Origin of the sequence: Actinomadura sp. NPDC047616 (genome assembly GCF_040642915.1) — a bacterium.
Lineage (GTDB): Bacteria > Actinomycetota > Actinomycetes > Streptosporangiales > Streptosporangiaceae > Spirillospora > Spirillospora miaoliensis.
On sequence record NZ_JBEYTB010000008.1, the window covers coordinates 222,155 to 242,627 of the forward strand.

At 73.4% G+C, this 20,473-nt stretch carries 22 protein-coding genes; 14 read left to right on the forward strand and 8 right to left on the reverse strand.

The genetic code is table 11. The features are described 5' to 3' along the window. Positions 1-25: 25 nt before the first annotated feature. Both argG and ABZ801_RS20850 read left to right on the forward strand, forming a co-directional pair. A complete protein-coding gene (gene argG, locus ABZ801_RS20845; RefSeq protein WP_360699971.1) occupies positions 26-1,486 on the forward strand; it encodes an argininosuccinate synthase in 1,461 nt (486 codons plus the stop codon). Positions 1,487-1,880: 394 nt separating this feature from the next. Beyond that, a complete protein-coding gene (locus ABZ801_RS20850; RefSeq protein ID WP_360699974.1) occupies positions 1,881-2,069 on the forward strand; it encodes a hypothetical protein in 189 nt (62 codons plus the stop codon). Between the two features lie 102 nt (positions 2,070-2,171). On the opposite strand, the gene ABZ801_RS20855 is transcribed toward ABZ801_RS20850, so the two are convergent. The 4 genes from ABZ801_RS20855 to ABZ801_RS20870 form a co-directional block, all read right to left on the reverse strand. Then, on the reverse strand, positions 2,172-2,678 hold the full coding sequence (locus ABZ801_RS20855) for a hypothetical protein (RefSeq protein WP_344940312.1): 507 nt from the start codon (positions 2,676-2,678) through the stop codon (positions 2,172-2,174). After that, a complete protein-coding gene (locus ABZ801_RS20860) occupies positions 2,678-3,007 on the reverse strand; it encodes a hypothetical protein (protein ID WP_344940315.1) in 330 nt (109 codons plus the stop codon). The genes ABZ801_RS20855 and ABZ801_RS20860 overlap by 1 nt, the downstream gene beginning before the upstream one ends. A 299-nt stretch (positions 3,008-3,306) precedes the next feature. After that, positions 3,307-3,717, reverse strand: coding sequence for an STAS domain-containing protein (locus ABZ801_RS20865; protein ID WP_360699978.1), 411 nt, complete (start codon positions 3,715-3,717; stop codon positions 3,307-3,309). A 299-nt stretch (positions 3,718-4,016) separates the two neighbouring features. Further along, entirely contained in the window at positions 4,017-7,562 is a 3,546-nt protein-coding gene (locus ABZ801_RS20870; RefSeq protein ID WP_360699981.1) for an indolepyruvate ferredoxin oxidoreductase family protein, read from the reverse strand. A gap of 8 nt (positions 7,563-7,570) precedes the next feature. Here ABZ801_RS20870 and ABZ801_RS20875 point away from each other — a divergent pair, with 8 nt between their 5' ends. From ABZ801_RS20875 to ABZ801_RS20895, 5 genes are all read left to right on the forward strand, one after another. Beyond that, positions 7,571-8,032, forward strand: coding sequence for an Lrp/AsnC family transcriptional regulator (locus ABZ801_RS20875; protein ID WP_344940323.1), 462 nt, complete (start codon positions 7,571-7,573; stop codon positions 8,030-8,032). 107 nt (positions 8,033-8,139) lie between these two features. Then, positions 8,140-8,370 (forward strand): hypothetical protein, encoded by a 231-nt coding sequence (locus tag ABZ801_RS20880; protein ID WP_360699984.1) that lies wholly within the window; start codon positions 8,140-8,142, stop codon positions 8,368-8,370. 88 nt (positions 8,371-8,458) lie between these two features. Next, positions 8,459-8,905 carry a hypothetical protein gene (locus tag ABZ801_RS20885; protein ID WP_344940328.1) on the forward strand — a complete coding sequence of 149 codons (447 nt, stop codon included), beginning with the start codon at positions 8,459-8,461 and terminating at the stop codon, positions 8,903-8,905. Positions 8,906-8,936: 31 nt separating this feature from the next. Next, positions 8,937-9,563 carry a GAP family protein gene (locus ABZ801_RS20890; protein WP_360699987.1) on the forward strand — a complete coding sequence of 209 codons (627 nt, stop codon included), beginning with the start codon at positions 8,937-8,939 and terminating at the stop codon, positions 9,561-9,563. Between the two features lie 102 nt (positions 9,564-9,665). After that, positions 9,666-10,466, forward strand: coding sequence for a thioesterase family protein (locus ABZ801_RS20895; protein ID WP_360699990.1), 801 nt, complete (start codon positions 9,666-9,668; stop codon positions 10,464-10,466). Positions 10,467-10,479: 13 nt separating this feature from the next. On the opposite strand, the gene ABZ801_RS20900 is transcribed toward ABZ801_RS20895, so the two are convergent. Continuing rightward, the gene (locus ABZ801_RS20900; RefSeq protein WP_360699993.1) at positions 10,480-11,367 is read right to left on the reverse strand and encodes a M48 family metalloprotease; all 888 of its coding nucleotides are present in this window, start codon (positions 11,365-11,367) and stop codon (positions 10,480-10,482) included. Then, on the reverse strand, positions 11,364-11,738 hold the full coding sequence (locus ABZ801_RS20905) for a BlaI/MecI/CopY family transcriptional regulator (protein ID WP_360699996.1): 375 nt from the start codon (positions 11,736-11,738) through the stop codon (positions 11,364-11,366). Before ABZ801_RS20905 ends, ABZ801_RS20900 begins: the two co-directional genes overlap by 4 nt. A 351-nt stretch (positions 11,739-12,089) precedes the next feature. On the opposite strand from ABZ801_RS20905, the gene ABZ801_RS20910 reads away from it, so the two are divergent. From ABZ801_RS20910 to ABZ801_RS20920, 3 genes are all read left to right on the forward strand, one after another. After that, positions 12,090-13,220 carry a sporulation protein gene (locus tag ABZ801_RS20910; RefSeq protein ID WP_360699999.1) on the forward strand — a complete coding sequence of 377 codons (1,131 nt, stop codon included), beginning with the start codon at positions 12,090-12,092 and terminating at the stop codon, positions 13,218-13,220. Positions 13,221-13,353: 133 nt separating this feature from the next. Further along, entirely contained in the window at positions 13,354-13,752 is a 399-nt protein-coding gene (locus tag ABZ801_RS20915; protein WP_344940347.1) for a metalloregulator ArsR/SmtB family transcription factor, read from the forward strand. Positions 13,753-13,837: 85 nt separating this feature from the next. Next, a complete protein-coding gene (locus tag ABZ801_RS20920) occupies positions 13,838-15,988 on the forward strand; it encodes a cation transporting ATPase C-terminal domain-containing protein (protein ID WP_360700003.1) in 2,151 nt (716 codons plus the stop codon). A gap of 22 nt (positions 15,989-16,010) precedes the next feature. Here the strand turns inward: ABZ801_RS20920 and ABZ801_RS20925 are convergent, their stop codons facing one another. Further along, positions 16,011-16,580 carry a TerD family protein gene (locus tag ABZ801_RS20925; RefSeq protein ID WP_344940353.1) on the reverse strand — a complete coding sequence of 190 codons (570 nt, stop codon included), beginning with the start codon at positions 16,578-16,580 and terminating at the stop codon, positions 16,011-16,013. Positions 16,581-16,936: 356 nt separating this feature from the next. Here ABZ801_RS20925 and ABZ801_RS20930 point away from each other — a divergent pair, with 356 nt between their 5' ends. Continuing rightward, positions 16,937-18,043, forward strand: coding sequence for a PQQ-dependent sugar dehydrogenase (locus ABZ801_RS20930; RefSeq protein WP_360700006.1), 1,107 nt, complete (start codon positions 16,937-16,939; stop codon positions 18,041-18,043). A 61-nt stretch (positions 18,044-18,104) separates the two neighbouring features. Here the strand turns inward: ABZ801_RS20930 and mftR are convergent, their stop codons facing one another. Continuing rightward, entirely contained in the window at positions 18,105-18,707 is a 603-nt protein-coding gene (gene mftR / locus ABZ801_RS20935) for a mycofactocin system transcriptional regulator (protein ID WP_360700009.1), read from the reverse strand. 71 nt (positions 18,708-18,778) lie between these two features. Between mftR and mftA the strand changes: the two genes are divergently transcribed. The 3 genes from mftA to mftC are packed head-to-tail and all read left to right on the forward strand — an operon-like array spanning position 18,779 to position 20,473. Further along, positions 18,779-18,904 (forward strand): mycofactocin precursor MftA, encoded by a 126-nt coding sequence (gene mftA / locus ABZ801_RS20940; protein ID WP_360700012.1) that lies wholly within the window; start codon positions 18,779-18,781, stop codon positions 18,902-18,904. A 22-nt stretch (positions 18,905-18,926) separates the two neighbouring features. Then, positions 18,927-19,214: a mycofactocin biosynthesis chaperone MftB gene (gene mftB, locus ABZ801_RS20945; RefSeq protein ID WP_360700015.1), complete on the forward strand. Its 288-nt coding sequence runs from the start codon at positions 18,927-18,929 to the stop codon at positions 19,212-19,214. Further along, a complete protein-coding gene (mftC, locus tag ABZ801_RS20950; protein WP_360700018.1) occupies positions 19,211-20,473 on the forward strand; it encodes a mycofactocin radical SAM maturase in 1,263 nt (420 codons plus the stop codon). Before mftB ends, mftC begins: the two co-directional genes overlap by 4 nt.

The following is a 20,473-nucleotide window of genomic DNA, read 5'->3' on the forward strand; positions in this document are numbered from 1 at the left end:
CATTGGTGTGCATATACTTGTACTCGTGTCCAAGGTGCTCACTTCTCTGCCTGTCGGTGAACGTGTCGGGATCGCCTTCTCCGGTGGCCTCGACACCTCGGTCGCGGTCGCGTGGATGCGCGAGAAGGGCGCGGTCCCCTGCGCCTACACCGCCGACGTCGGCCAGTACGACGAGCCCGACATCGCCTCGGTGCCCGGGCGCGCCACGGCGTACGGCGCCGAGATCGCCCGGCTGGTCGACTGCCGGACGGCCCTCGTCGAGGAAGGGCTGGCGGCGCTGGCCTGCGGAGCGTTCCACATCCGCTCCGGCGGCCGCGCCTACTTCAACACCACCCCGCTCGGACGGGCCGTGACGGGCACCCTGCTGGTGCGCGCCATGCTCGAGGACGACGTGCAGATCTGGGGCGACGGCTCCACGTTCAAGGGCAACGACATCGAGCGGTTCTACCGGTACGGCCTGCTCGCCAACCCGTCCCTGCGCATCTACAAGCCGTGGCTGGACGCCGACTTCGTCAGCGAGCTCGGCGGCCGCACGGAGATGTCGCAGTGGCTGCTCGCCCACGACCTGCCCTACCGCGACAGCACGGAGAAGGCCTACTCCACCGACGCCAACATCTGGGGCGCGACCCACGAGGCCAAGAGGCTGGAGCACCTCGACGCCGGCATCGAGATCGTCGAGCCGATCATGGGCGTGCGGTTCTGGGACCCGGCCGTCGAGATCGCCGCCGAGGACGTCACCATCGGCTTCGAGCAGGGCCGGCCGGTGACCATCAACGGCAAGGAGTTCGCCTCGGCCGTCGACCTGGTGCTGGAGGCCAACGCCATCGGCGGGCGGCACGGCCTGGGCATGTCCGACCAGATCGAGAACCGGGTCATCGAGGCCAAGAGCCGCGGCATCTACGAGGCGCCGGGCATGGCGCTGCTGCACGCGGCCTACGAGCGGCTGGTCAACGCGATCCACAACGAGGACACCCTCGCCATCTACCACAACGAGGGGCGGCGGCTCGGCCGGCTGCTGTACGAGGGCCGCTGGCTGGACCCGCAGGCGCTGATGCTGCGCGAGTCGCTGCAGCGCTGGGTGGCGGCGGCGGTCACCGGCGAGGTGACGCTGCGGCTGCGGCGCGGCGAGGACTACTCCATCCTGGACACCTCCGGGCCGGCGCTCAGCTACCACCCCGACAAGCTGTCCATGGAGCGCACCGAGGACTCGGCCTTCGGGCCGGTCGACCGCATCGGCCAGCTGACCATGCGCAACCTCGACATCGCCGACTCGCGCGCCAAGCTCGAACAGTACGCCGCGCTCGGCATGGTCGGCAGCGCCCACCCGGCGCTGATCGGCGCCGCGCAGGCGGCCTCGACCGGGCTGATCGGGGCGATGCCCGAGGGCGGCGCCGAGGCGATCGCCTCCCGCGGCGCCGTCCCGACCACGGTCCCGGCCGACGACGAGATGCTCGACCACGCCGCCATCGAGTCCGGCACCGACTGACCCGCGCGCCCCGACGCGCCACTCCGGCCCGGACGTCCCGCCTCACAGCGGGACGTCCGGGCCGGACGCGCTCTCGGGGACGGTCCAGGGACGATCCTGACGCCGCCCCCGGTGGCCGCGCGACGACGATCGTCGTCATGAGATCCGCAGGTGCACGACTCGTCCGCACGGTGGTCACGGCCGTCGCCGCGCGCCCGGCTACGTCACCGTCCGGCGCGACGGCCGTGACGTCACCCTCGGCATGACGGCGCTCAGCGGCGGTGTCGTCCGGAGAGATCCTGTCGACCACCGCCGACCTGAACCGGTTCCCGGTCGCGCTGGTCGGCGGCCGCCTCCTCCGGCCCGGCCTGCCGGTCGCGATGACGGCGGGCGACGACGCCTCGGCGCCGAGTCGATGCCCCTGGGCTGCGGCCTGCGGTGCCACGGCCACGGCGGCGTCTCCGGCTGCCTCACCGTGGCCTTCACCTCCTCCGGCGGCCGCCGCCGGGCGGCGGTGTCGGCCGACCGGCACCGGGCCGCCGCCCCGTCGCCGGCGCTCCTGTCGCCCCTGGAGACCGCCTTCTGCTCCGGCACCCGGCGCTGAGCCGCGGTGTTCGTTCGCTCCGCCGCGCGTGTGAGCGGCCACGCGCGGCGGTGTCGATGACACGCGGCGTCATCGGCGTGGGGCCCGGCGGTACCGCCTCTGTCAGGCGGCGCGGGGCGGTGCCTGGGGACCGGTGACCTCGGGCAGCGGGTGACCGACGCGGTGCGCGTGGGTCGTCCGGCCGTGCTCGTTGGGGAACGCCAGGCCGCAGGAACAGCTCCACACCTCGGTGACGTCGTCACCGAAGTACCAGGCGATCTCCTGCGGATCGCAGCCGTGGCTCGCGCGGCTGTGGCTGCCGCGGTTGCGCAGCGCGATCTGCGTGTCGCACTGCCCGCAGCGCACGGAGACGTCCGGTCGGACCCGGGCGGGGCGCTGCTCGGCCCCGTTGCCCGTGCCCGCGGCCTTCTCCAGGGCCCGCTGCGCGGGACCGCGGGTGCGCAGCAGTTCCCGCAGCGGCGCGAGCAGTTCCTCGTCGCAGCGCGGGCACAGGTCGAGCCGGGCCTGGTCGGTGCCGACGCTCACCTCGACGGTGACCTCGGCGTCGTTCTTGGTCTGATCGTCCTGGTAGCAGCGGTCGCAGTAAGTGACGATCAACACTTCCTGCATCAGGCGCCACCGATTCGCTTCAGCGACTCCATCCGGATGGCGGCGAGCCCGCGCTGCCCGATCCGGCCGATGCCACCGGACTGGTAGCCCTCGGGGTAGCTGTAGCGGTTCCCGACGATGCCGCCGCTGGGTGTCATGACACGGGTGCGGATGGTGCCGCAGGTGGAGCACTCCACCGTCCAGTGGATGCGGCCGTTGGCGCGCTGCACCGCGGAGGTGCGCGGGTCCCACGCGTGCGCCCACGTGCGGCACATCAGGTAGTCGTTGGTCAGTCCCTCGGCGAACTTGGTGACATCGTCCAGCTTCGCCATCTGCGGTCGCGTTGCCATGTGTTCGGATCCCTTCGACTGTGCACTTCCACTGTGCACTCGGTCCAATGTTCCCACGCAAGATCACGGCGTGGCCGGTGCCCGTCCGGTCGGACACGCTGTGACAAGGATGGACCAGTGACCGCCACTGGTCAGGTGAACACGTACCACATGTGTCGTCGTGTCGGCACACCGGGTTCGTCCGTGGTCAGCCGCGAGAGGGCGGTATCGACCGCCGCCCGGCGTCAGGCCGGCTCGGTCCGCGGCCGTTCCGGCCGTCCCCGAGGCACGAAGAAGTGATCGTCGCGGATGGGCGCGGATCAGTCCGGGAACCGGTCGTGAATGGGCAGGCGCCGGTCCAGGCCGGTGATGGTCAGCATGCGCGTCAGTTGCGCGGACGGGTTGAGCAGCACCAGTTCGCCGTCGGCCTGCCGCGACAGATGCCAGCCGCGGACGAGCGCGTTCAGCCCGGACGAGTCACAGAACGACAGGCCCGACACGTCGAGCACCATTCTCGGGGTTTCCCCGGCGTGCTCCGTGGCGGCGAGCCGGTCCTTCACGGCGTCGAGAAGCCGGTCCGCGGTGGTCATCTCCAGTTCGCCGCGCACCGTGAGCACCGACCAGCGACCATGACGCCGCTCCGCGATCGTCAGGGGCGCGACCGCGCTTCCGGCGTCGAACGGGCGCCGTGAAGCGGGCCCCATCCCACGATGCGGTGACGTCGTGGTCATCGCTTCGCTCCTTAACGCTCGACCATTGTCCACACCGGAACTCATCTGTGCCCGCGAGTCCTTGGACCATGCATCGGCATCGGTCGTCGCGCAATACCGGCGACTTCACCAGAGCCTGTTATGGGAGCGTTCCGAGAGGCGTACGACGCCGATTCGCGTCCCGGTTCACCGCCTGCGGAAAGACGGTGCACCCATTCCGCGATCGGCGTCGCAAGGAGCGCGCCCCGGGTCCGGGAAACCGGAAGGCGATGACGGCGCACGTGCCCCATCTTCAACGCCGCCCCGGGGTCCGCGGCGGGTCAGGACGACGAAGCGTTCGCCGGCCGCCTGTCGCCGGACTCGATGGCGGCCAGCAGCTCGGCCTGCCGGGCGCGGTACCGGGCGACGTTGCCGAGCTTGATCTCCTCGTAGCCGCGGACCAGGTCCGGCAGTTCGGCGAGCTCGGCCAGCAGCGGATGGTCGGGCGCGATGTCGAGGGCCCGTTCGATCGCCCGGCGGTACTCGGCGACGAGCGCGCGCTCGGTGCGCCGCACCCGGGTGTGGCCGAAGGGGTCGAGGGGGGTGCCGCGCAGCCCGCGCATCGCCCGCAGCGTCCGGAACACCCCGCCGAACCACGGGCCGAACGCGATCTTGCGCTTGTAGCCCAGGGCGCGCAGGATCGGCGGGTGCAGGCGGTAGGCCACCCGCGAGCCGTCGCCGAAGCGCTCGGCGATCTCGGCCCGCAGCCGCGGATCCAGGCTCAGCCGGGCGACCTCGTACTCGTCCTTGTACGCCATGAGCTTGTACAGGTTGCGCGCCACCGCCTCGGCGGCGTGCGGGGCCCTGCCGCGCACGTGCTCGACGAACCGGGCGTACTCGGCGGCGTAGGCCGCGTTCTGGTACTCGACGAGGTCGGGGACGCGGACGTCGAGAATCCGGGCCAGTTCGGTGCCGGGTTCGGCGGCGACCAGGGACCGGACCTCCGGCGCGCTCGCCGGTTCCTCCCGCGGCGCCTCCGGTTCCAGTTCCCGGCGCAGGCCGTCGGGGTCGGCCACGGCCTGGCGGCCGCGGCGGAACGCCTGGACGTTGGCGGCGACGGCGGTGCCGTTGAGCTCGATGGCCCGCTCGATGCTCGCGGCCGTGACGCCGAGCGCACCGGTCTGGTACGCGGCGCCGAGCTGGAGGATGTTGGCGAACTGGTCGTCGTCGAACAGCGCCTCGGCCAGGCCGCGCGCGTCCAGGTAGTACGCCCGGGCGGTCGCGGCGTCCAGGGACGAGCGGATGCGCGAGGCGTCCGGGAACGACACGGACGGGTCGACGATCATGCGTCCGGTCGGGACCTCGGTGGTGGACACCACGGCGGTGGTCCGCGACGGGTCGGCGGCGCCGAGGTAGGCGGGGTCGGCGCCGACCAGCGCGTCGCACGCCAGGTACAGGTCGCATTCGCCCGCGGCGAGCTTGGCCGCCTGTTCCACCGGGGCCGCGGTGACCTTGACGTCGGACACGACGGCGCCGCCCTTCTGGGCGAGCCCGGTCTGGTCGAGCGTGCGCACGTGCCGCCCGTCCAGGAACGCGGCGGTGGCCAGGATCTGCGCGACGGTGACGACTCCGGTGCCGCCGATGCCGGTGATGCGGACGGTGAAGTCGCCGCCCGCACGCCCGGGTTCGGGAACGGCGTCCGCGGAGAGCTCCGCGAAGGTCCGGCGCGGCCGCCGTCCGCCCGGCACCACCGTCAGGAAGGACGGGCAGTCCCCGTCGAGGCAGGAGTAGTCCAGGTTGCACGACGACTGGTGGATCGCCGTCTTGCGGCCGAACTCGGTCGCGACCGGCTGCACCGAAAGGCAGTTGGACTTGCCGCCGCAGTCGCCGCAGCCTTCGCAGACGCGTTCGTTGATGAACACCTTCTCCGCGGGTGCGGGCGCCTTGCCGCGGCGCCTCTTGCGGCGCTTCTCCGCCGCGCACTCCTGCTCGTGGATGAGGACGGTCACCCCCGGGATCGCGGCGAGCTCCTCCTGGGTGCGCCGGAGCTCGCTACGGTGGCGCACCTCCACGCCCTTGACGCGCCCGGCCCGCCGCAGCCGGCGCGGCTCGTCGCTGGTGATCACGACCTTGGCGGCGCCTTCGAGCAGCAGCAGCTCGGCGACCTTGTGCACGGGCAGCGCGCCGACCGCGTCCTGCCCGCCGGTCATCGCGACGGCCGAGTTGTAGAGCAGCTTGTAGGTGATGTTCACGCCCGCGGCGACGGCCGCGCGGACGGCGAGGCTGCCGGAGTGGGTGAAGGTGCCGTCGCCGATGTTCTGGACGAAGTGCGAGGCGTCGACGAACGGCGCCATGCCGATCCACTGCGTGCCCTCGCCGCCCATCTGGGTCAGTCCCACGACGTCGCCGACGGTTTCGGGGTCCATGAACAGCGCCATGGTGTGGCACCCGATCCCGGCTCCGACGATGGTCCCCTCCGGGGTCCTGGTGGAGGAGTTGTGCGGGCAGCCGGAGCAGAAGTACGGGGTGCGGGCGAGCAGCGGAAGGGCGATGCGCTCGCGCTTGTCCGGCGGTGCCGGGGCGAGGTCGGCGTGACGGGCCAGCCGCCCGCGCAGCCCCTTGGCGATCAGGTCGGGGTCCAGCTCCCCGAGCGCGCTGAAGAGGTCCTTGCCGTGGACGTCGGGGGCGTCGCGGTGGCCGTAGAGCACCTCCTTCACCGCGGGTTCGAGGAACGCGCGCTTCTCCTCGACGACCACGATCTCGTCGAGCCCGGCGGCGAACTCGCGCACGATCCGCGGTTCCAGCGGGTGGATCGCGCCGAGCTTGAGCAGGCGGATGCCGTGGCGGGCCAGGTCGGCGTCGTCCAGCCCGAGGATGCGCAGCGCCTGGCGGACGTCCAGGTAGGCCTTCCCGGCCGTGACGATGCCGATCCGGTCGCGGTCGCCGCGGTGGACGATCCGGTTGAGCCCGCTCGCCCGGATGTACTCCAGCGCCAGCGGCAGCCGCACCGTGTACAGGCCGCGTTCCATGCGCGCGAGGTCCTGGCCGAGCAGCCGGCCGCTGGGCCTGTGCCGGTAGGCGTCGCCGGGCATCGCCGGGGGCGTCCACGCGCCGTCGACCGTGACCGTCGCGGCGGCGTCGGCGACGTTGGCGACCACCTTCAGCGCCGACCACAGCCCGCTCGCCCGCGACAGCTCCACCGCGTGCAGGCCGAAGTCCACGATGTCCTGCGGGTCCGCAGGGAACAGCACCGGGATGGACAGGTCCGCCAGGGCGAGTTCCGAGGCCGAGGGGATGGTCGAGGACTTGGCGTTCGGGTCGTCGCCGACCAGCGCCACCGCGCCGCCGTTCGGATCGGTCCCGGCCATGTTGGCGTGCCGCAGGGCGTCGGTCGCGCGGTCCAGCCCCGGCGCCTTGCCGTACCAGAACCCGGTGACGCCGTCGGTGCGCAGGCCGAGCCCGGCGGCGAGCTGGCTGCCCATCACCGACGTGGCGGCCAGTTCCTCGTTCAGTCCGGGCCGGTGCACCACGCGGTACTCGTCGAGCAGGCGGCCGCGCCTGGCCAGCTCCAGGTCGTACCCGCCCAGCGGGGAGCCCTCGTAGCCGGAGACGAACACCGACGTCGTCTTCCCCCCGGAGCGCCGGTCGTGCCGCACCCGGTCGAACAGGACCCGCACCAGGGCCTGGACGCCGGTGAGGTAGACCTCGCCGTCCTCGCGCAGGTAACGGTCTTCCAGTGTGAACGCGCCCACGACCGGACTCCTCTCGTCGGTGAGAGAACAGCAAACGACGATCGCCGCACGCAACACCACACCGGACTTCACGGTCAAAGACGCAAAGATCGGGACCATATCCGCGTTCCGCACAGGGATCCGTTGCGTTAGCATGCCGCACCATGGCCGCCGCGCGTCTGGATTCCACCGATCACGAGATCCTGTCGCTGCTGCGGGAGGACGCGCGGCGCACCCTGGCCGACATCGCCGAACGCGTCACCCTGTCCACCGCGGCGGTCAAGCGCCGCATCGACCGGATGCGGGACGAGGGCGTCATCACCGGGTTCACCGTCCAGGTCGACCACGCCAGGCTGGGCTGGGGCATCGAGGCGTTCACCGAGCTGCGCTTCCTCGGCACCACCAACGTCCACGACATCGTGCAGACCGCGACCCGGATGCCCGAGACGCAGGCGGTGTTCACCATCGCCGGCGACCCCGACGCGCTGGTGTGGCTGCGCGTCCGCGACATGGCGCACCTGCAGCGCACGATCGACGAGATCCGCCGCAGCCAGCGCGTCACCAGCACCAAGACCCTGATCGTCCTCGAACGGTGGACCCGCGACCGCGGGCCGAGGCCCCGCTAGCCGTCCCCGCCCCAGCCGTGTTCCGCGACGGCCCCGTCCGTCCGGCTAACTCCCCGAACTGGGGGTAGATGAGACAGAACGGCTGCTCGACGGGGGGGGAGAGAGCCGTGCTGTACGAACGCGGCCCGCACGACGCGCGGCGCGAGCACGTCCCGCGGACGGCCGCGGCCCGTCCCGTCCAGGCCGTGCACGTCGACCGGATCGCCACCCGGCACACGGGGATGCGGGCCGGCCCCGTTCCCACACCGGCCGCCGAGGCGCCCGCCACCGGGCCGGCCCCGGCCGCCGGGCGGGTGCCGCTCGCCGACGGCCGGCGGACCGGCGCGGGACGCCGGTGACGCGGCAGGACTGCAGCACCGACGTCGTCAGCACCTGCAGGGAGACCGAGAGCAGCTACAGGGAGATCCTCGCGGAAGGAGACCAGCCATGGCGGAGAAGACGCACACGACCACGACGACCGAGGAGAGACGGACCGAGTGGGCCCTGGGGGTCGTGCTGTTCGCGGGCATCCTGCTGATCACGGTGGGGATCTTCCAGCTGGTCGCCGGGATCGCCGCGCTCGTCCGGCGCGAGTTCTTCGTGGTCACCGCCAACTACGCCTTCTCGGTCAACGTGACCGCCTGGGGGTGGATCCACATCGTGATCGGCATCCTGCTGATCCTGACCGGCTGGGGGATCATGGCCGGCCGGCTGCTGGCCCGTATCGTCGGCGTCGGCATGGCGGTCATCAGCGCGGTGGCGAACTTCCTGTTCCTCCCGTACTACCCGGCGTGGTCGATGCTGATGATCGCCCTCGACGTCTTCGTGATCTGGGCGCTGTGCGTGTACGGCCAGCGCGAGGCCATCCGCATGGGCATGCGCTCGGGCCCGTGACGGCCGCGCCTTCGGGAGGGCCCGGGACGTCGTGAACCTCAACGTGCTGCCGCTCGCCGTCACCATGATGGCCGGGCCGCAGATCATCTCCGCGATCATCCTGGTGACCGCCGACCGCGCGGTCCGGGTGTCCCTGGCCTTCCTGTGCGGGGTGCTGGCCGCCACCGTCGCCGGGGTGGCCGTGGCGCGCGGCCTGGCCGGGCTGCTCGGCGGCGCGCCGCAGGGCACCGCGCCCGGCGGGGGCCCCGTCGCGCGGATCGTCGAGGCGGTGCTGGTCGCCCTGCTGGTGGTCCTGGCGATCAGGAGCTTCCTGGGCCGCCGCACGGCCGAGCCGCCGCGCTGGCTGGCGGAGCTGATGGGCGCGGCTCCCCGGCAGGCGCTGCGCACGGGGCTGCTGGTGATCCTGCTGATGCCCTCGGACATCATCGTGATGCTGACCGTCGGCGTGCACCTGCAGCGAGCCGGCATGCGCCTGCCCGCCGCGGCGCCGTTCGTCGCGGCGACCGTACTGATCGCCGCCCTTCCGCTGCTGGCCTACCTGCTGTTCCACCGGCGCGCGGTGAACGCCATGCCGAAGGTCCGCGACTGGATGAACGCCAACAGCTGGCTGGTCAACATCATCGCCTACCTGGTGTTCATCGTCCTCATCGTCGGATGAGCCACCCCGTCGGATGAGCCACCGCGCCCGCCCGGCGGCGGGCCGGCACTCAATTGGCGAAGGGTCGCTAGAATGGCGTTCTGCCCAGTGGGAGGAGATCAGGTGGACACGCCGCCGGCCGAGACGTTCTACGAACCGCTCGACGAGGACCGCTTCGCCAGCACCCCCGCCACGGCCGGGCCGTGGTCGCCCGGCTTCCAGCACGGCGGCCCGGTCTCGGCGCTGCTCGGACGGGCCTTCCAACGGCACGACCCCGTCCCGGGGACGCGGATCGCGCGGGTCACGGTGGAGATCCTCGCCCCGGTGCCCGTGGCGCCCCTGCGGGTGACCGTCCGCACGGTACGCCCGGGGCGGCGGGTCAGCCTGCTGGAAGGCGAGCTGTTCCACGAGGAGCGCCCGGTCGCCCGCGCCACCGGCTGGCGGATCGCCGCCGCCCCCGACCACGTCGAGCCGACCGACCACGCGCCGGCCCCTCCCCCGCTGCCCGCCACGGGCCAGGCCGTGACCGCCTGGCCCGGGGCGTACATGGACGGCTACCTGTCCGCGATGGAGTGGCGCTACACCGAGGGCTCGTTCACCGGACGCGGCCCGGGCCGGACGTGGGCGCGGCCGCGCGTCCCCCTGGTCACCGGAGAGGCCGACACGCCGCTCGTGCGCGCGCTCGTGCTGGCCGACAGCGCCTCGGGGGTGGGCGCCCAGCTCGACTTCGCCAAACTGCTGGTCATCAACACCGACGTCACCGTGGCGCTGCACCGCGATCCGGTCGGCGAATGGATCTGCATGGACGCCCGCGTCCATGCCAGCCCGCACGGCAGCGCCCTGGCCCAGGCGTCCCTGGCCGACCCCTCCGGCGAGTTCGGCCACGTCCTGCAGACCCTTCTGGTGGACGAGCACCGCCCCTGACGCGCCCGGCGCGTCACAGGATGTTCACGCCGAAGGCGTGGTCGAGCTGCCAGGCGGCGGAGGCCAGCAGGCCGGTGGCGGTGCCGACGCCCGCCAGCAGGACCGGGCCGGTGACGGTGTTCTTGCTGGGCGGGGCGGACAGCAACGCCTGCACGCGCTGGACGACGCCCGAGTCGGTGAAGGCGGGCAGCGACGAGGGGGACGACTCGGCCTCCGCCCGGGCAAGGGCGACGCGGGCGATGGTGTGCGCGACCAGCGTGCGGTCGGCGACGGCCTCGGCGGCGTCCTCGTCGGCCCAGCGTTCCAGCGCGAAGCGCAGGCGGGCGTTCAGCCGGCGCAGCACCGGCACCGTGCCGGCGGCCAGCGCCCCCGCCGCCAGGTAGCGGTGGTGACGGTGCCGCAGGTGCGCGGCCTCGTGCTCGAACACCACCCGCAGCTCGACGCTGTCGAGGGTGCGCAGCAGCCCGCGCGAGACGAGCACGCCGCCGTCCCGGCCGGGGACCGCCAGCGCCATCGGGACACCCGACTCCACCACCTGGCGGGCGGTGCGCTGGGCATGGCGCACCTCGGCGGTCCAGCGGACCGCCAGCCGGGCGGCGACGGCGACGCTCAGGGCCGTCAGCGCCAGCGCCGGGACGCCGAGGGCGGCGTGCACCGGCTGGTCGTCGCCGAACAGCGCCCACTCGGGCAGGTACCGGTCGGCCACCCCCGGGGCCAGGGTGGCGGCGTAGTTGACGCCGACGAACACCAGCGTGCCGGTGACGGCCACCGCGGTGGTGACGGCGATCACCGCCAGCACCCGCGCCGACCAGGCCGGATGCAGCGGCAGCGGCACCACGCCCATGACGACGCCGAGCACCAGCGCCAGCGCCGCGGGCAGGAACGTCAGCAGCCAGATCACGCCGGGGCCTCGGGCTCGCCGCCGGACCGCCGCAGGACCGCGCGCAGCGCGTCCTCCTCCTCCGCGGTCAGGCTCTGCACGAAGCGGCTCAGCACGCTGGACGGGTCGCTGGCGTGCCGCAGGTGGTCGCGCATCCGGTCGGCCACCAGGCGCGACTCGTCCACCGCCAGCCGGTAGAGGTAGTGCCGGCCCTGCCTGACCCGGGTGACCAGGTTCTTGGCGTGCAGGCGGAACAGGATGGTGTTGACGGTCGTGTAGGCCGGTTCCCCGGGGATGCGGGCCCGCAGGTCGGCGGTGCTGACCGGACCACCGGCGGCGGCGAGGGCGGCCAGCACCTCGGCCTCCAACTGCCCCAGCGGTCGTCTCGCCACGGGTCCACCTCCAAGGTCGAATGCGTACGGGGAAGGGTAACCGCCCATGCGCCGCCCGTTCACTTCGTGCCGTCGCATCCGCCGGCGGGGGGCCGGTCGAAGGCGATCGCGCGCAGCGCGGTGGCGGCCGCGCGGTCCAGCAGCACGACCGAGGCGCAGCCGCCGGGGAGCCGTCCGGCTTCCGCCCCGGCGACGAGCCGTCCGACCGCCCGGCGGCGGCATCCCCGCGCGGCGCAGGGTGACGGCGCCCACAGCGGAATCGGTGGTTGGTTCCCGGCCCTTGTGCTACAAGTGTCGTAGATAATTGTCGGCGGGCCCGCGACCGTCAACGGACAACAGAAGAGGGGAACCATGGTGTTCAAGCGGCTGCTCGGAGCCTTCGGGGTGGGCGGGCCTTCGGTGGAGACGGTGCTGCACGGCGGGCACGGCCGTCCGGGCGGGCACCTCCCCGGAGAGGTCACCATCCAGGGCGGGGACCACGACGTGCACGTCCAGCAGGTGGTGCTGAGCCTGGTCACGCACGTCGAGTACGAGCACGGCGACCACGAGGGCACCGCAGGCGTGGAATTCTACCGGGGCGCGATCGCTGGCGGCTTCCACCTGGGGGCCGGGCAGTACCACACGATCCCCTTCCAGATGCCGCTGCCGTGGGAGCTGCCGCTCACCGAGGTGCACGGCCGGCATCTGCACGGCATGGCCATGGGCGTGCGCACGGAGCTGGAGATATCCGGGGCGATGGACTCCGGCGACCTGGACCCGGTCTCGATCGGCCCGCTCCCGTCGCAGCAGCGCGTGCTCGACGCGTTCGCCGCGCTGGGCTTCCAGTTCAAGAGCGCCGACGTCGAGCAGGGCCACATCGCCGGGGTGCACCAGGAGCCGCCCTTCTACCAGGAGATCGAGTTCTATGCGCCGCCGCAGTACGGCGGGCAGATCAACGAGGTCGAGCTGACGTTCGTGGCGAGCCCGCACGGCCTGGCGGTAGTGCTGGAGGCCGACCGCCGGGGGAACATCTTCGCCGAGGGCGACGACGTGTTCGGCCGCTTCCACGTGTCGCACGACGAGGCGCTGCACATGGCCTGGGAGCAGGAACTGGAGAACTGGCTGCGCGCCGTCGCCGGGCACCTGCACGGAGGCCACGGCGGATACGGCCACGGCGGGTACGCGCCCGTCGCCCACCATGACGCGCACCACGGCCACCACGAGTCGCACGGTCACGGCGGCCCGGGCTGGGGCGGGGTCGCGGCCGGCGCGGCGGGCGGCCTGGCCGCCGGTTTCGTGGCCGGCGCGGTCGTCAACGAGCTGCTCGATGACGACGACGATGACGAGGACGGCGGCGACGACGCGTTCGCCGAGTCCATGCTCGAGGCGCAGCAGCAGGCGGTCCAGGACGCCTACCAGCAGGCCGCCTACGAGGCGGCGTACGAGCAGGCGTACGAGGACGCCTACGAGGAGGCCGTGGAGACCTTCGACGACGAGGACTGACGCCGTGCGCCGAACCTGCTCGTCGCCGTGATGGTGCGGGCGGCGCCTCCGTGTCCCGCTGACCGTTCGTGAGGCGCCCCCGGGGTGCGACACTGAGGTGATCGCCCCCTACGGCGCTCCGGGAACCGGGGGCATGAGCGGAGCGGAGGCCATGGCGGGACGCGGGGACGACCGGACGGCGCCGGCGGCGCTGCCCCCGGCGCTGTTGCAGCAGGCGGCGGGCCTGTTCGGGATGCTCGCGGCCACGACCAGGCTGCACATCGTGTGGTTGCTGACCCACGGCGAGCGGGACGTCAGCTCGCTGGCCGAGGAGGTGGGCGGCACGGTGGCGGCGGTCAGCCAGCACCTGGCCAAGCTGAAGCTGGCCGGGCTGGTGCGGGCGCGGCGCGAGGGTCGTCACCAGTACTACGTGGTCGACGACCAGCACGTGGCGTCGATCGTCCGGCAGATGGTCGCCCACCTGCGCGGCGAGGCGGCCGACGGCGGCGGCAGGGCCACCGGCACCGGGCGCGCCCGCGGTGTGGGCGCCTGACCCGCCTCTGGACGAGCGATCCCCGGCCGCACCCGCGCCAGGGGCGGCGGCGCGGGGACGGCCGGACGGCGGCTCCCTCGCGTCCGTGCGGGCGGCGCTGGCCGGGTACGCCGGCGAGCCGGCGCTGGCGGTGCTGCGCCGCTGGGACACCTCTCCGCGCGGGCTGGACGAGAACGAGGCCCAGGACCGCCTGCTGCGGTTCGGGGAGGGCGCGGACGGGTCCGCGCGCGGCGGTGGGACGCGGCGCCTGGTGCGCGCGGCGGCGGCGCCGTTCGTGGTGGTGCTGATCTGCCTCGGCCTGGTCTCGGCGCTGGTCGGCGACGCACGCGGCACCGTCCTGATCTGCTGCCTGGCGGTGCTCAGCGGGGCGCTGCGGTTCCGGCAGGAGGCGCGGTCGGACCGGGCCGCGGCCGCGCTGCGGACGATGGCGACCACCACCGCCACGGTGCTGCGCCGCGCCGCGCCGGGCGCGGACCCGGTCCCGCGCGAGGTCCCAGCCGAGCAGGTGGTACCGGGCGACATCGTCCTGCTGGGCCCCGGCGACGTGGTGCCCGCCGACCTGCGGCTGCTCAGCTCGTCCGGCCTGACGGTCGACCAGTCGGCGCTCACCGGCGAGTCGCTTCCGGCCGGCAAGCACGCGACCTGGGCGGAGGGTCCGCTTCCGGCCCCGCCCGCGGGCGGCCCGGAGCCGGACGTGTTCGGCCATCCCCGGCTGTGCCTGACGGGCACGACGGTGGTGGCCGGCACCGGCACGGCCGTGGCGGTCGCGACCGGCACCGCCACCTACGTCGGCGCCACCGGTGACCTGCCCGCGCGTCCGCCCGAGACGGCGTTCGACCGCGGCGTGCGCGCGGTGTCGTGGGGGCTGGTGGCGGCGATGCTGACCGCGCTGCCGCTCGTGCTGGCCGCCGGCGGGGCGCTGCGCGGCGACTGGTCGCGGGCGCTGCCGACGGCCGTCGCGGTGGCGGTGGCCGTCACCCCGGAGATGCTCCCGCTGGTGGCGACGGCGCTGCTGGTGCGGGGCGCGGCGGGCCTGTCCCGGCGGCAGGTGATCGTCAAGCGGCTGCCGGCGGTGCACAACCTCGGCGCGATGGACACGTTGTGCGTCGACAAGACCGGCACGCTGACCGAGCGGCGCCTGCGGCCCGCATGCCATCTCGATCCGGACGGCGGGGCCGATCCGGGCGTGCTGCGCTGGGCGCGGCTCAACGCCCTGTGGTCGGTGGAGCTGTCGGGAAGCCCGGACGGTGACGCCGTCGACGAGGCCCTGCTGCGCGACACCGGCGACCTGGCGGGTTTCGAGGGCGCCGACGTGATCCCGTTCGACTTCACGCGCCGCCGGGCGACGGTGCTGCTGCGGCCCGACGATCCCCGTCCGCGCAGCCGGGCCGCGCATGTCCTGGTCACGAAGGGCGCGGTCGAGGACGTCCTGGAGGTCTGCGTGCGCGTGCGCACCCGCGACGGCGAGGTCGCGCTGGACGCCGTCGAACGCGCCCGGCTGCTGGCGATGGGCGACCGGTGGGCCGCCGACCCGGCGCGCGCCGCGGCCGACGTCATCCTCGCCCGCGGGGAGCTGGGCGCGCTGGAGCAGGCCGTCGTCGCCGGACGGCGCACGTTCGCCAACACGGTCAAGTACATCAAGATCGCGCTGACGTCGAACGTGGGGAACGTGGCGTCGATCCTGGCGGCGGCCGCGACGCTGCCCTTCCCGCCCATGCCGCCGCTGCAGGTGCTGGTGCGGAACGTGTGCTTCGACCTGTCCCAGCTGGCGCTGGTGCACGACCGGGTGGACGAGTCGCAGATCCTGCGTCCGCGTACGTTCGACCATCTCGACCTGGCCCGGTTCGTCGCCTGCGTGGGACCGGTCGGCGCGCTGTTCGACCTGGCCGTGTTCGGGCTGTTGTGGCGGGTGCCGGCCGCGCACGGCCCCGGCGGGCAGCAGCTGGTGCACACCGGCTGGTTCGTCGCGAACCTGACCGCGCAGGGCCTGGCGATGCTGCTGCTGCGCAGCCGCGGGCGCGGCGCGCCGCGCGCGGCGTGGCCGGTGCTCGCGGCGGCCGCCGCGCCCGCGCTGTGCGGGCTGCTGCTGCCGTTCTCGCCGCTGGCCGCGACGCTGGACCTGCGTCCGCTGCCGCTCGCGGCGCTGCCCCCGCTCGCGGTGGTGGTGACCGGCTACCTCGCCGCCACGATCGGCGTCCGGGCGCTCTACCAGCGCCTGTTCGGCCGCTGGCTGTGACCGGCGCCCGGACCGCCGCCGGTCACGCGTGGGCGCTGATCGCCGGCAGCATGTCCTGCAGCGTGCGGCCGTGGCAGGGCTCGCCGATCGCGTTCATCTTCCAGCCGTCGCCGTGCCGGTACAGCCGCGCCATCACCAGCGCGGTGTGGCCGCCACCGCCGCCGAGCCGGTAGTGGGCCAGCTCCTGCCCGGTGGTCTCGTCGACGAGCCGGCAGAAGGCGTTGTCGACCTCGTCGAAGGTCTGGCCGCTGAACGAGCTGACCGTGAACACCAGCGCCGTCACCTGCGGCGGCACCCGGGTCAGCTCGACGATGACCGACTCGTCGTCGCCGTCGCCCGCGCCGGTCAGGTTGTCGCCGGTGTGCCGGACCGAACCGTCCTCGCTGGCGAGCTTGCCGAAGTAGACCACGTCGGCGATGCCGCCCTGGGCGAACAGGACGCAGGAGGCGTCCAGGTCGATCTCCTGTTCGCGCTTGCCGAACAGTCCCTTCTTCTTCACCGCGTCCCAGCCCAGGCCCATCCGCACGACGCTCAGCGTCCCGCCCGGCTTCTCCAGCGAGATCCGCTGCCCCTTCACCAACGACACCGTCACGGTCGTTCCCCTCCCGGTTCGCGCTCCGCCGCGGCCCTCCGGCCGCCGCGCAACTACACTTGTAGCAGAAGATCTCCCGCCGCCACAGCCGACAGACCGGGCCGCTCCCACCCGATGCCTCCCGGCCGAATTGACGACGCCCCGCCGCCCAATGGCCGCCGCGGAATCACGCGGCGATTTCCGGCGGGCCACTGAAAACGGCCGGGCGCCGCTCACCTGGACGGTTGCGGAAACGCCTGGAAACCGAGGGTTCCCAGCGCCGGAGGAGGCGGGTACCGTCAAGGCGACGCGGGCATGCTCCCGCCCGCGGCTAGGGGCCGAAACCGACCTGCCCGTCCAATGGCGAAAGGAATGCAGTGCCCCTGAACAAACGCATACTGGCTCCCACGGCGGCGTTCGCCGTCACCTTCTCCCTGGTCGCCGTTCCCCCCGCCCCGGCGCCGCGCGCGGCGGCGAACCGGACGACGGCGGCCGTCCCGTCCTTCGACTTCTCCGCCCCCCAGGTCCTGGCGACCGGCCTGCAGGTGCCGTGGGGCCTGGCCTTCCTGCCCGACGGCAGCGCGCTGGTGTCGGAACGGGCGACCGCCCGCATCCTGCGGCTTCGCCCTGGGTCGGCGCCCACCGAGGTGGCCCGGCTGTCCGGCGTGCGGCCCGCGGGCGAAGGCGGGCTGCTGGGCCTGGCGGTCTCGCCGTCCTACGCGCAGGACGGCTACGTCTACGCCTATTACACCGCCGCGTCCGACAACCGCGTCGTCCGCTTCCGGCTGGCCGCCTCGCCGCAGGAGCAGGTCGTCTTCTCGGGAATTCCCAAGTCGACCATTCACAATGGCGGCCGCATACACTTCGGCCCCGACGGAATGCTGTACGTCGGCACCGGTGACGCCGCCCAGACCGCCAACGCGCAGAATCCGAACACCCCGGCCGGGAAGATCCTGCGGATGCGTCCCGACGGATCCCCGGCACCGGGCAATCCGACGCCGAATTCGGTCGTCTACACCCTCGGGCACCGCAACGTGCAGGGGCTCGCCTGGGGCGGCGGCCGGATGTACGCCAGCGAGTTCGGGCAGAACACCTGGGACGAGATCAACCACATCACGCCCGGCGGGAACTACGGCTGGCCGCAGGTCGAGGGCCCCGGCGGCGCGCCGGCGTACCGCGCCCCCATCGTCACCTGGGCGACGTCGGAGGCCTCGCCGAGCGGCGCCGCCGTGGTGGGCGACACGCTCTACGCGGCCGGGCTGCGCGGCCAGCGGCTCTGGCTAGTCCCGCTGAACGGCAGCGGCGGGACGGCGGGCAGCCCCACGGCGGTGCTGACGGGCGCCTACGGGCGGCTGCGCACGGTGGCGCTGGGGCCCGACGGCTGGCTGTGGGTGATGACGAGCAACCGCGACGGCCGCGGCACGCCCGCCTCGGCCGACGACCGCATCGTCCGCTTCCCGCCGACCACCTCGCGCACCGGCTGACCCGGTAGCTCCCCCGGAGGCGGGGCCGGGCCGGCGGCCCCGCCCGCCCGGCTTCCGGGGGCTAACCGACCGTGCCGGCGAAGTAGGCGCGCAGGCCGGACAGCGCCTCGTCGAGGCACTCCTCGATCGTGCGGTCCTCGCGCTCGAGCCACTCCTCGTAGGCGGACAGGGTCAGGGCGAGGCTGACGTTGCCGACGGCGCGCGGCAGCAGGGCGTCGCAGGGCAGGCCCAGGCGGCCGGCGACGTAGGAGGTGATGACCTCGCACCACTGCCGGTACTTCAGGGCCGAGTGGGCCTGCAGGGCGGGCGTCCGCAGCAGCAGCGTCATGCGCTGCCGGTGCTGGGCCACGGCCGCCTCGTCCACGTGGTTGAAGGCGAGCACGGCGCGGTGCACGGCCTCGTGGACGGGAATGTCGTCCGGCATGGCCGCCAGCGACCCGCGCAGGTCGGCCAGGCTCTCGTCGAACCGCCCCCACGGGATGTCGTTCTTGGACGGGTAGTAGCGCAGCAGCGTGCGCCGTCCGATGCCCGCGGCCTCGGCGATCGCGTCCAGGGTGGTGGCCTCGAAGCCCCGCTCGGTGAACAGCGCGAACGCCGCCCGTTCGATCGCGGCGTGATCGGTGGCGGGCGGACGGCCCTTCGGACGCCGGGATACTGACCGCACATCGCCCCCTTCTTTTTGACCCTCAGTGCCATTAAAGTCCATGACACGTCCAGCCGAGCCGAGGAGGCGTCATGCCGGAGCCCATGATGTCGGTCGAGGAGACCGTCCCGCAGGTCGACGAGGCGACGGGCCAGGTGTTCGAGGAGGAGTCGCTGATCGAGGAGGTCTCGATCGACGGCATGTGCGGCGTCTACTGACACCCGGGCCGGGGAGCCGATCGTGACCGAGATCCTCGACCAGGCATGGGAGCTGTCACCGTCGGTGGCGCTGCGCCCCGAACCGTTCGGGGCGCTGGCCTATCACTTCGGTAACCGGCGGCTGACCTTCCTCAAGCGCCGCGAGCTCGTGGAGGTCGTCCGGGGCCTGGGCGGCGCGCCCGACGCCCGGACCGCGCTGGAGCGGGCGGGCGTGCCCGCCGCCCAGTGGGGCGCCTACGCCAGGGCGCTGCGCGGCCTCGCCGACGCCGACATGATCCGCCATCGCGACACCACGGGAGAGGCACCATGACCGACACGACGGCCGCGGGGAACGGCGCGGTCGGCTCCGCCTCCGGCTCGCTCATCGAGATGTTCGAACGCGGGCTGGACGCGCCGATCTGCCTGACCTGGGAGCTGACGTACGCCTGCAACCTGTCGTGCGTGCACTGCCTCTCGTCGTCCGGCAGGCGCGACCCGCGCGAGCTGACCACCGAGCAGTGCGAGGCGGTCATCGACGAACTGCAGGCGATGCAGGTGTTCTACGTCAACGTCGGCGGCGGCGAGCCGACCGTCCGCCCGGACTTCTGGCACCTGCTGGAGTACGCCGTCGACCACCAGGTGGGCGTGAAGTTCTCCACCAACGGCGTGCGCATCGACCCCGCGCGCGCCCGCCACCTGGCGTCCACCGACTACGTGGACGTGCAGGTGTCGCTGGACGGCGCCACCGCCGAGGTCAACGACCGGGTGCGCGGGCCGGGATCGTTCGACACCGCGATGCGGGCGCTGGACAACCTGGCCGCGGCCGGGTTCCGGGACGCCAAGCTGTCGGTCGTCGTCACCCGGCACAACGTGCCCCAGCTCGACGAGTTCAAGCGGATCGCCGACGAGCACGGCGCCACGCTGCGGCTGACGCGGCTGCGCCCGTCCGGCCGGGGCGCCGACGTGTGGGACGAGCTGCACCCCACGGCCGCCCAGCAGCGCGAGCTGTACGAGTGGCTGGTGCGGGCGGGCGAGAACGTCCTCACCGGCGACTCGTTCTTCCACCTGGCCGGGTTCGGCGAGAAGCTGCCGGGCCTGAACATGTGCGGGGCCGGGCGCGTGGTGTGCCTGATCGACCCGGTCGGCGACGTGTACGCCTGCCCGTTCGCCATCCACGACACCTTCCGCGCGGGCAACGTCCTGACCGACGGGGGCTTCGGCCGGGTGTGGCGGAACTCGGAGCTGTTCGCGCGGCTCCGCGCGCCGCAGGACGGCGGCGCCTGCTCGTCCTGCCGGTTCTACGACGTGTGCCGGGGCGGGTGCATGGCGGCCAAGTTCTTCACGGGCCTGCCGCTGGACGGGCCCGACCCCGAGTGCGTCCAGGGCCACGGCGAGGCGGCGCTGGCCGACCCGCGGCGCGTCGTGCCCGCGCCCGGCCAGGACCACTCCCACCGCACCGAGCCCCGGTCGCGGCGCGCCCCCGGCCCCGTGCCGGTGCGGATCGGCAGGCGCCCCGACCCGGCGGCGCCCCCGGCGTCCCCCTGCGTGGAGAGCCCGCTCGCCGGATTCACGACATCGACTGAGAGGTAG

Excerpts from the sequence above, each read along its gene's own strand:
- ABZ801_RS20855 (WP_344940312.1), bottom strand. The coding sequence starts at position 2,678 with ATGCAGGAAGTGTTGATCGTCACTTACTGCGACCGCTGCTACCAGGAC.
- ABZ801_RS20860 (WP_344940315.1), bottom strand. The coding sequence starts at position 3,007 with ATGGCAACGCGACCGCAGATGGCGAAGCTGGACGATGTCACCAAGTTC.
- ABZ801_RS20850 (WP_360699974.1), top strand. The coding sequence starts at position 1,881 with ATGCCCCTGGGCTGCGGCCTGCGGTGCCACGGCCACGGCGGCGTCTCC.
- ABZ801_RS20875 (WP_344940323.1), top strand. The coding sequence starts at position 7,571 with ATGGCCGCCGCGCGTCTGGATTCCACCGATCACGAGATCCTGTCGCTG.
- ABZ801_RS20865 (WP_360699978.1), bottom strand. The coding sequence starts at position 3,717 with ATGACCACGACGTCACCGCATCGTGGGATGGGGCCCGCTTCACGGCGC.
- mftC (WP_360700018.1), top strand. The coding sequence starts at position 19,211 with ATGACCGACACGACGGCCGCGGGGAACGGCGCGGTCGGCTCCGCCTCC.
- ABZ801_RS20870 (WP_360699981.1), bottom strand. The coding sequence starts at position 7,562 with ATGCTAACGCAACGGATCCCTGTGCGGAACGCGGATATGGTCCCGATC.
- ABZ801_RS20885 (WP_344940328.1), top strand. The coding sequence starts at position 8,459 with ATGGCGGAGAAGACGCACACGACCACGACGACCGAGGAGAGACGGACC.
- ABZ801_RS20915 (WP_344940347.1), top strand. The coding sequence starts at position 13,354 with ATGAGCGGAGCGGAGGCCATGGCGGGACGCGGGGACGACCGGACGGCG.
- ABZ801_RS20910 (WP_360699999.1), top strand. The coding sequence starts at position 12,090 with ATGGTGTTCAAGCGGCTGCTCGGAGCCTTCGGGGTGGGCGGGCCTTCG.
- mftA (WP_360700012.1), top strand. The coding sequence starts at position 18,779 with ATGCCGGAGCCCATGATGTCGGTCGAGGAGACCGTCCCGCAGGTCGAC.